At 34.0% G+C, this 9,205-nt stretch carries 10 protein-coding genes; 8 read left to right on the top strand and 2 right to left on the bottom strand.

The genetic code is table 11. The annotated features are described in order from the left end of the window. Positions 1 to 103, top strand: a 103-nt coding sequence (locus HGPG_RS10680) for a transposase (protein ID WP_147629751.1), incomplete at its 5' end; no start/stop codon positions are given. Between the two features lie 201 nt (positions 104 to 304). Here HGPG_RS10680 and brnQ read toward each other — a convergent pair. After that, positions 305 to 1,612, bottom strand: coding sequence for a branched-chain amino acid transport system II carrier protein (brnQ, locus tag HGPG_RS04065; protein WP_019124787.1), 1,308 nt, complete (start codon positions 1,610 to 1,612; stop codon positions 305 to 307). A 115-nt stretch (positions 1,613 to 1,727) separates the two neighbouring features. Here brnQ and HGPG_RS04060 point away from each other — a divergent pair, with 115 nt between their 5' ends. Next, positions 1,728 to 3,005 carry a bifunctional folylpolyglutamate synthase/dihydrofolate synthase gene (locus tag HGPG_RS04060; RefSeq protein ID WP_019124786.1) on the top strand — a complete coding sequence of 426 codons (1,278 nt, stop codon included), beginning with the start codon at positions 1,728 to 1,730 and terminating at the stop codon, positions 3,003 to 3,005. A 138-nt stretch (positions 3,006 to 3,143) separates the two neighbouring features. On the opposite strand, the gene rpmB is transcribed toward HGPG_RS04060, so the two are convergent. Continuing rightward, positions 3,144 to 3,335 carry a 50S ribosomal protein L28 gene (gene rpmB / locus HGPG_RS04055; RefSeq protein ID WP_019124785.1) on the bottom strand — a complete coding sequence of 64 codons (192 nt, stop codon included), beginning with the start codon at positions 3,333 to 3,335 and terminating at the stop codon, positions 3,144 to 3,146. Between the two features lie 181 nt (positions 3,336 to 3,516). Between rpmB and HGPG_RS04050 the strand changes: the two genes are divergently transcribed. From HGPG_RS04050 to HGPG_RS04025, 6 genes are read left to right on the top strand one after another with little or no spacing between them, the layout of a single operon-like run. Continuing rightward, positions 3,517 to 3,870, top strand: coding sequence for an Asp23/Gls24 family envelope stress response protein (locus HGPG_RS04050; protein WP_019106948.1), 354 nt, complete (start codon positions 3,517 to 3,519; stop codon positions 3,868 to 3,870). Positions 3,871 to 3,883: 13 nt separating this feature from the next. Then, entirely contained in the window at positions 3,884 to 5,548 is a 1,665-nt protein-coding gene (locus HGPG_RS04045; RefSeq protein WP_019124784.1) for a fatty acid kinase ATP-binding subunit FakA, read from the top strand. Positions 5,549 to 5,603: 55 nt separating this feature from the next. Next, positions 5,604 to 7,637, top strand: a complete 2,034-nt coding sequence (gene recG, locus HGPG_RS04040) for an ATP-dependent DNA helicase RecG (protein WP_019124783.1) — start codon at positions 5,604 to 5,606, stop codon at positions 7,635 to 7,637. A 53-nt stretch (positions 7,638 to 7,690) separates the two neighbouring features. Further along, positions 7,691 to 8,257, top strand: a complete 567-nt coding sequence (gene rsmD, locus HGPG_RS04035) for a 16S rRNA (guanine(966)-N(2))-methyltransferase RsmD (protein ID WP_019124782.1) — start codon at positions 7,691 to 7,693, stop codon at positions 8,255 to 8,257. After that, positions 8,235 to 8,720, top strand: a complete 486-nt coding sequence (coaD, locus tag HGPG_RS04030; RefSeq protein ID WP_019124781.1) for a pantetheine-phosphate adenylyltransferase — start codon at positions 8,235 to 8,237, stop codon at positions 8,718 to 8,720. The genes rsmD and coaD overlap by 23 nt, the downstream gene beginning before the upstream one ends. After that, positions 8,717 to 9,157 (top strand): ATP synthase subunit B family protein, encoded by a 441-nt coding sequence (locus tag HGPG_RS04025; RefSeq protein WP_019124780.1) that lies wholly within the window; start codon positions 8,717 to 8,719, stop codon positions 9,155 to 9,157. The genes coaD and HGPG_RS04025 overlap by 4 nt, the downstream gene beginning before the upstream one ends. The last annotated feature ends 48 nt before the right edge of the window (positions 9,158 to 9,205 follow it).

Below are 9,205 nucleotides of genomic sequence, written 5' to 3'. Positions count from 1 at the left end.
ACTTGAAGGAACTCATACTAAGATAAAGACGTTAAAGAGAAATTGTTTTGGTATGAAAAATTTTAATTTGTTTAGAAAGAGAATTATGTTTGCTTGTAAGTAATGATAGGAAAACAGGAAAACTTCGCAAAACCCCTAGGGGTTTTATTTGCTATGCTTGTTTTTAGTAGTTTTTTAGTTATTTTAGTTTTAATATTCTATTAGCGCATAAGTATTGATTTTTAAATGAAAAGAGAGACTCGAGTTAACGAGTCTCCCCAATATTTGACATAGAGCCTTTATTTTTTGTAAGTTAAAATTTTATTTAAGCTGTCTTTGTCTTTCTTGTGCTTGAAATTATCATTGCAATAACAAGTCCAAGGATCATTGGAACAACCCAGCCAAGTCCAAACTTAGCTAGTGGGAAAGAATCCAAAACATCTCCAAAGCTTCCTAAAAGCTTCATACCCTTTAGTACAAATAGGAATCCAAAAATTAGAGATACAATTGCTGGAATTTTAAATACAATATCGTCTTTGATTTTTTCGTTAAATAGTCCTATCAAAACTATTGTCATTGCACACGGATAAAGAATTTTAAGAATTGGTGCTGAAATTTTTATAATTTGACTTACACCAAGAACTGAAATAGCACAAGATACAACTGAACAAATAACAACTATAATTTCATAAGAAATTTTTCCTTTACTTAGTTCATTAAAGAAATTTCCTGCAGCTGAAATTAAACCAATTGCAGTTGTAAGACAGGCAAGGGCAGTTATAATTGCCAAGATATAAACACCAACTCCACCAAGAACTCTATTTGTAATATCTACAAGAAGCTTAGTATTGTCTGTATTAATATCATATACACCAAGGCTTGAAGTTTGAGCGCCAAGATATAGTAGTCCACCATAAATAATTGCTAGACATACTGCTGCTATAATACCAGATAAAATAGTTGCTTTAATTTCTAATTTTTGCGAAGAATAATTTCTAGTTTTAACGGCATTTAGTACAACTAGAGCAAACATACATCCTGCAATAGCATCCATTGTTTGATATCCATCAGTAATTCCTTTTTCAAGAACATTATCGATCATAGTAGTATTTGCAATTTCACCAATTGGGCTTACAATTCCCTTTATTATAAGGGCAGCCATACAAAGTATTAGTGAAGGAGTTAAAAACTTTCCAACAATATCAACAACTTTGCTAGGTCTAATACTTAATAGGCAAGCTATTATAAAGAATACTACGGAGAACAAATATCTATTTACAGATTCACCAAAGATTGGCAATATACCAATTTCGTAAGTAGTTGCTGCAGTTCTAGGAGTAGCAAGGAAAGGTCCAATACATAAAATAATTGCTGTTGAAATAATAATTGCAAAAGTCTTATTTACTCTTGAAGCCAGTACATTTAAGTTACCATCATATTTAGAAAGAGCAATAATTGCAAGTAATCCTAATCCTGCATCAGTAATTGTAAATCCCAGGAATCCAACCCACCATTGTGGACCAGATATAAGTCCTAGATAAGGTGGAAAAATTAAATTTCCTGCACCAAAAAACATTGCAAAAAGTGCAAAACCGATTATGAATAAATCTCTAGTACGAATTTCATTATTCATCTTTTTACCTCCATTTAATTATTTTTTCTATTTTACCACAATTAAATAAATTTTGGTACACTAAAATGTTGAATGAGAATAAAAATTTTGGTACTATTTCAAGTAAGGTGATTATATGAATTATAGAGAAGCAGTGGCTTGGCTTGAAAATAGAAATATTCCTCTTGGAGAATTTACTCTAGATAACATCAAAGAGCTATTAAAAATTTTCGGAAAGCCACAAGATAAATTGAAGATTATACACATTACGGGAACTAATGGCAAGGGGTCAGTGGCAAGCTTTATAGCCAGCGCCTTAAGGGAAAATGCTTATAAGGTTGGCAAATTTACTTCGCCCTACATCACAAATATTAGGGAAGAAATTGAAATAAATAATGAAGAAATTTCAGAAGAAGAATTTGCAAAACTTGCAACAGAAGTTAGAGAAAAGGTAGAAGAACTTGACGAGAAAAAAATTTTTGTAAGCGGTTTTGAAATTTTAACTTCCCTTGCTTACCTTTATTTTGCAAGGAATAAGCTTGATTTTGCAGTAATGGAAGTTGGAATGGGTGGAAGAGTTGACGCCACAAATGTAATGGAAAAGTCCATTCCAGTTTTCTGCCACATTTCTCTTGACCACGCAAATATTTTGGGCGATACCATAGGAAAGATTGCCCATGAAAAGGGCGGCATTATTAAAGAGAACTCCAAAGTATTCTCTTACCCTCAAGATGAAGAGGCGAGAGCTGAACTAAAAAAACTTAGCAAGGAAAAAAATTCAAGTTTTGAGGAATTTAGCCAAGATGAAGTTGAGATTTTAAGCTCTAATGAAGAGGGAAATATTTTTAATTTTAGAAATCATAAGAATGTGGAAATTTCTTTGATTGGCGACCACCAAGCCCTTAACGCTTCCCTTGCCCTAATGGTTCTTGATTTTTTAAAGAAGGACTATGGGCTTGACGAAGAAAAAATAAAAGTGGGATTAAAAAAGGCAAAAAATATTGGAAGGACTGAATGCCTATCAAAAGATCCACTAATTATTATTGACGGCTCTCACAATTTAGATTCTATAGAAAGAATTGAAGAGAGCGTTAAAAAATTTAGTTATAATAAACTTATTTTGGGTTTTAGTCTCTTAAAGGACAAGGACCACGACCATATACTTAAAAAAATAGAAAACATAGCAGATAAAATTGTCTTGACAGAAATTGATAGTGATAGGCATACAGATTTAAAAGATCTTGAAGCTGAATTTAGAAAGTTTTCAAAAAAAGAAATTTACCCAATAAAAAATAGGGAAGAAGCAGTGGAAAAGACTCTATCTCTTGCTGGCGATGGCGACATGATTTTGTGGTGCGGTTCCCTATATTTAATTAAGGACATAAGAAAAATTATTTTAGAAAAATTAAGTTAGATAAAAATTTAGAAAAAAAAGTTCCCTAAGTGACAGGGAACTTTTTTTGTAAATTTTATTAAAAATAAAAAATCTCTTGCAAGGGGCAAGAGACTATGTAAAGGACCACAAAAAAAGGATCTTAGCTAAGACCCTTAATTAGATAGCTCTTTCTACTTTACCAGATCTTAAACATCTAGTGCATACATTGATTCTTTTGTTTGATCCATTAACTACAGCCTTAACTCTTCTAATGTTAGGAGACCAGCTTCTGTTAGAACGAGAGTGAGAGAAAGATATTTTATTTCCAAATTTTTTTTCTTTTCCACAAATTTCACATCTTTTAGCCATAACGCACCTCCTTTAGTCATTAAGCAACAAATATTTTATCAAAAAATGATGCTAAGTGCAAATAATTTTTTCAATATGTTCTTATTTTACACTAATTTCACTTTTTTTACAAAGGAATTTTTCAAAATCTCGTAATCTTTTGCAAATTCTGTTATAATAAATTAGATAAGGAGGTGCCCTCATGCCGGCAATTATAAATAGAGAACTTGGAAATATTGTGATAGAAGATAGCGTACTTGCTAACATAGCTGGAATTTCAGCAATGGAATCCTACGGAATTGTTGGAATGGCATCAAAAAATGCCGCAGATGGAATTTTTGAACTTTTGAGATTTGAAAATTTGTCAAAGGGAATTGTTGTAAACACTGAAGAAAATGAAATTTCTATTGAACTTCATGTTGTTCTTGAATATGGAGTAAAAATTTCTACAGTGGGTGAAAATATTATAGAAAGAGTTAAGTTTAATATAGAAAATTTGACAGGACTTGAAGTTGATAATATTGAAGTTCTGGTAGAAGGTATTAGACTTAAATAGTGGAGGTAAGATTTTGGAAATAAAAAAAATTAATGGCCCTTTATTAAAAGAAATTTTTAAAGGTGCTGTAAATTATCTAATATCCAGAAAGGAAGAGGTCAATGCACTTAATGTGTTCCCAGTTCCTGATGGAGATACAGGTACAAACATGAGCCTTACATCAAAATCTGCCTTAAAACAAATTGATGCTTTAGAAGGAGATTTTTCAGTGGCAGATGTTTCTGCTGCTGCAGCTCGTGGTGCCCTTATGGGAGCTAGAGGCAACAGTGGTGTAATTCTTTCTCAACTTTTGAGAGGTTTCTCTGAAGGTTTAGAAGGTCTAGATGAAGCTGGCACTGCTGAAATTGCTCACGCTTTTAAAAAGGCAAGTGAAACGACTTATAAGGCTGTTATGAAACCAATTGAAGGTACTATTCTTACAGTTGGTAGAGAAACTGCAGACTTTGCCATAAGACATTACAAAAAGGCTGAAGACCTAGTAAAGTTTTTGGAAGATGTAATTGTTGAAGCTAATAAGTCACTTGACAATACGCCAAATCTTCTTGAAGTTTTAAAGGAAGCTGATGTTGTTGACGCTGGTGGCAAGGGTCTTGTTGTCCTTCTTGAAGGTGGGCTTAAGGTTTTAAAGGGCGAAGACATAGCTGACCAATCTGAAGATGAAACTTTGAAGAAAAAGGCACAAAAGGAAATTCAATTTACTGAAGCTGACAAATCTCTTAAGTATGGATATTGTACTGAATTTATTATAAATACTGACTACGAAGACATTGATTCTTTTAGAGAAAAAATTGCTCCTCTTGGAGACTGTCTACTTGTAGTTGGCGGTGGCGGAAGTCACATAATTAAGGTTCACGTTCACACTAATGATCCAGGAATTGTTTTGCAACACGCTTGCGAACTTGGTCTTCTTCAAGATATTAAAATCGACAACATGAGATACCAACATAGGGAAGTTCTTTTTGACGATAGCGAAGTTGCTGAAGCCAAAAAGAAGGAAGAAGAGGAAGAAAAAATTGAAGAAAAGGATTATTCCTTTATAACTGTTTCCATGGGCGATGGAATGACTGAAACCTTCAAATCCCTTGGTGTAGATTATGTTGTAGCTGGTGGACAAACTATGAATCCATCTACTGAAGACTTCTTAAAGGGCATAGACAAGGTTGGCGGAAAAGTCATCTACCTAATTCCTAATAACAGCAACATAATTTTATCTGCAGAACAAGCTAGAGACATTTCTGATAGAGATGTTATTGTAATTCCATCAAAGTCTGTTCCACAAGGTATTGCAGCTATGCTTGCCTTTAATGGTGACCTAGATAAAGATGAAAACAAGGAAAATATGATAGAAGCTATAGGAAGTGTAATTGACGCATCAGTAACTTATGCAGTTAGAGACACAACTATTGGCGGAAAGGAAATTCACAAGGACGACATCATAGGCATTGCAGCCAAGGTAATAATCACAAGCGGCAAGACTGTATTTGATGTTGTAACAGAGACAGTAGATAAGCTCATGGACGAAGATATTTCTCTTGTAACACTTTTCTATGGAGAAGATGTGAAAGCAGAAGATGCTGAAGAAGCTCGCCAGGCTATTGAAGAAAAATATCCAGACATTGACATAGATGTAATAGAGGGAGATCAACCAATTTATTATTACATCCTTTCATTAGAATAATTAGAATTTTTATGAGCCCGAAGTTTTTCTTTGGGCTTTTATAATAGGTGAGAAAATGCTTAATTTAAGTGACTCTATAAATAATTTAAAGGGAATTGGACCAAAGAGGGAAAAATTATTTCACAAGCTTGGAATCTATTCAGTTAAGGACCTACTCTTGTACTATCCAAGAAGGTATGAAGATAGCTCAAAAATTGTAAAGATTTCCCAGGCAAAGATTGGCGAAAAAAATGCCTTCAAGGTGAGGATCCTATCAAAACTTCAAAGTAGGAGAATAAGAAAGGGTCTCACTCTCACAAGTTTTCTGGCAGAAGATGAAAGTGGAGAAGTGGAGCTTTCTTTTTTCAATGCCTTTTACTTAAACTCTCTCATAAAAATTGGCGGAGAATATTTAGTCTATGGCAAGGCAGATTTTTTCAGGGGAAGGGTCAGCCTATCTAGTCCAGAAATCGAAGATATACATAAATTAAAAAAACTGGGGAAAATTTCTCCAATTTATAATTTGACGGAAGGTCTAAATAATTTTGTCTTTGAAAATTTAGTTAACCAAGTTATTGACCTAAATCTCTTTGAAGAAAATCTGCCAGAGGAAATTTTGGAAAAATATTCTTTTATAGGCAAGAATGATGCCATAAGGGCAATTCACTATCCAAAGTCCCGAAAAAATTATATTATGGCTCGCCAGAGATTAATTTACGAAGAATTATTTTTATTTGAACTTTCAATTCTAAAAAATAAATTTCAAAACCAAAGGCGAGATGCCATAAAATTTGAAATAAAAGATGAAATTTTTGATTTTATAGATAAGCTTCCCTTTAAACTTACAGAGGGTCAAGAGCAGGTTGTGGATGAAATCTTTGATGACATGAAAAAGGGAAAGACAATAAATAGGCTCATCCAAGGCGATGTTGGAAGCGGCAAGACAATTATTGCCATAATTATAATGTATCTTGCCTACTTAAATGGCTACCAGTCATCTATAATGGCGCCAACAGAAATTCTAGCCAAGCAACATTTTGAGTCTTTTGTAGAACTTTTAGAGCCCCTTGGAGTAAAGGTCGCCTTACTTATTGGCTCAACGACAAAAAGTGCAAAGAGGGACATCCTAGACAACCTAGAGATGGGGTCTATTGACATCCTAATTGGAACTCACGCCCTTATCGAAGAAAATGTAGTATTTCATAGGCTTGGAGTTAATGTAATTGACGAGCAGCACCGCTTTGGCGTTGTCCAAAGAAATATGCTGCAAAATAAAAATGTGGATGCAGCCACACTTGTAATGTCTGCCACTCCAATTCCAAGAAGTTTAAGTCTTGTTCTCTATGCAGACTTAGACATATCTGTCATAAAGACTATGCCAAAGGGCAGAAAGCCAATTAAGACCATTGCCATAAACGAAAATATGCTGGGAAAATCTCTTGCCTTTATAAAATCAGAGCTAGAAAAGGGAAGACAAGCCTATGTTATTTGTTCTCTAATTGAAGAAAATGAAGACTACGATAATTTGCAGGCTGTGGAAAAAGTTTATGAAGATTTGAGCAAATATTTTATTGACTTTAGGGTCGGACTTCTTCATGGAAAGATGAAGGCAGATGAAAAAAATAAAATTATGAATGACTTTGCCGACAATAAAATAAATTTACTTGTATCAACAACAGTTGTGGAAGTTGGAGTAAATGTGCCTAACGCATCTGTCATTATGATTTATAATGCAGAGCGCTTTGGACTTTCAACCCTTCACCAATTAAGGGGCAGAGTGGGAAGAGGCACTCATCAGTCCTACTGCATACTCTACAATCTTTCCAAGAGTGAAATTTCTTGGGAGAGGATGAAAATTATGACAGACTCCAATGACGGATTTTACATTGCCAACAAGGACTTGGAGCTTCGCGGCTTTGGAGACATTTTGGGCACAAGGCAATCGGGCATGCCAAACCTAAGACTTGCTGATCCCTTTAGAGATGAAACAATTTTAAAATATGCAGCAGATGATGTGAAAGAGATTTTGGAAGTTGATCCAAACTTAGAGAGTAAAAAATATTTTTATTTAAATAGAGAAATAAGTGACTTTTATTCTGATTTAAACTAATATCTTTAATTATTTCTTGACTTATGGTAAAATAAAACTAATTTGGAGGCTTTATGAGAATTATTTCAGGAAGTAGACGAGGACTCAAATTAAAAGCGCCCAAGGGTCTTGATACAAGACCCACAGAAGACAGGGTAAAGGAATCTGTTTTTAACATTTTAGGTCAAAATTTTTTTGACGACCTTGTCCTAGATTTATTCTGTGGCAGCGGTGCAAATGGAATTGAATTTATATCAAGAGGGGCAAAGAAAGCTTACTTTGTTGACAAGTCAAAGGAAGCCATGGACTGCGTGAAGTACAATTTAGAAAAGGCAAAATTTTTAGATGAAGCAGTTCTTATTGAAGACCACTTAAACAAAGCCCTAAGAAATTTAGATGTGAAATTCGATTACATTTACATGGATCCGCCCTTTGACAGGCGTGACTTATATAAAAGAGCCTTTAAACTAATTAGAGAAAATAAATTATTAAAGCCCCATGGAAAATTAATTGTGGAGTATAATACAGATGTTCCCCTATTAATTGGCGAGGGCTTTAAAGAAATAAAAAATAAAAAATATGGAAATACTTCCATTTCCATATGCGGATGGGATGTAGATGAAAGCAATATATGCGGGTAGCTTCGACCCAGTGACTAATGGACATTTAGACATTATAAAGAGAGCAAAGGATATTTTTGGAGAAGTGATTGTAGCAGTTTTAGACAACACTTCAAAAAAAGGATTATTTACTGTGGAAGAGAGAAAAGAACTTCTTCACAAAGTTTTAGATGGCATGGAAGGAATAGAAATAGATTCCTTTGACGGACTTCTCGTTGATTACGCAAAGAAAAAAAATTGTAAAGTAATAGTAAGAGGACTTAGATCAGCTTCTGATTATTTTAATGAATATACACTTGCCATGGCAAATATGCATTACAAAGACGGCGTTGAAACTGTCTTTTTGTTGGCATCAAATGAAAATTTATTTGTGAGCTCAACACTTGCAAAAGAGGTTTCAACCTTTGACGGAGATACAGATTTATTCGTGCCTCCTGTTGTAGGAGAAGCTATGAAGAAAAAATTACTTAGGAGGAAGATATGAATTTAATTGATTTAGTTGAAGAATTGGAAGATCTTGTTGAAACATCATCACAAATACCACTAACAAATAAGGTAATGGTAGACAGAGAAGAATTTTTGGAAATTGTTAACGAAGTAAAAATGCAAATTCCAGGAGAAGTTTCTGAAGCACAAAGAATTGCAAAGGACAAGGACGACATAATTAATGGAGCCCATGACGAAGCTGACAAAATTATTGCAGCAGCAAGAGCTCACGCAGAAAAAATTATTGACGAAAACGAACTTGTGAGAGAAGCTGAAGAAAGATCTATGGAAATTTTAAGATCTGCAAAAGAAGAATCTACTCAAATTAGAGAAGGCGCAAGAGATTACGCAGACGAACTTCTTGAAAACACACAAGTTAACCTATCAGAAATAATCAAAATGCTTAACGAAAACAGACAAGAGTTAAGAGGATAATTAGATTTGAAAGAAGAGAGAAGCTATTATGGCTCCTCTTTTTTTTTA

The sequence above is a fragment of the Peptoniphilus grossensis ph5 genome (assembly GCF_000311825.1).
Classification (GTDB): Bacteria; Bacillota; Clostridia; order Tissierellales; family Peptoniphilaceae; genus Peptoniphilus_A; species Peptoniphilus_A hominis.
Note: the sequence above shows the minus strand (reverse complement) of the source record. Positions and strands in the feature narration are given on the sequence as shown.

Excerpts from the sequence above, each read along its gene's own strand:
- recG (WP_019124783.1), top strand. The coding sequence starts at position 5,604 with ATGCTTAATTTAAGTGACTCTATAAATAATTTAAAGGGAATTGGACCA.
- HGPG_RS04050 (WP_019106948.1), top strand. The coding sequence starts at position 3,517 with ATGCCGGCAATTATAAATAGAGAACTTGGAAATATTGTGATAGAAGAT.
- HGPG_RS04025 (WP_019124780.1), top strand. The coding sequence starts at position 8,717 with ATGAATTTAATTGATTTAGTTGAAGAATTGGAAGATCTTGTTGAAACA.
- rpmB (WP_019124785.1), bottom strand. The coding sequence starts at position 3,335 with ATGGCTAAAAGATGTGAAATTTGTGGAAAAGAAAAAAAATTTGGAAAT.
- brnQ (WP_019124787.1), bottom strand. The coding sequence starts at position 1,612 with ATGAATAATGAAATTCGTACTAGAGATTTATTCATAATCGGTTTTGCA.
- HGPG_RS04060 (WP_019124786.1), top strand. The coding sequence starts at position 1,728 with ATGAATTATAGAGAAGCAGTGGCTTGGCTTGAAAATAGAAATATTCCT.
- rsmD (WP_019124782.1), top strand. The coding sequence starts at position 7,691 with ATGAGAATTATTTCAGGAAGTAGACGAGGACTCAAATTAAAAGCGCCC.
- coaD (WP_019124781.1), top strand. The coding sequence starts at position 8,235 with ATGAAAGCAATATATGCGGGTAGCTTCGACCCAGTGACTAATGGACAT.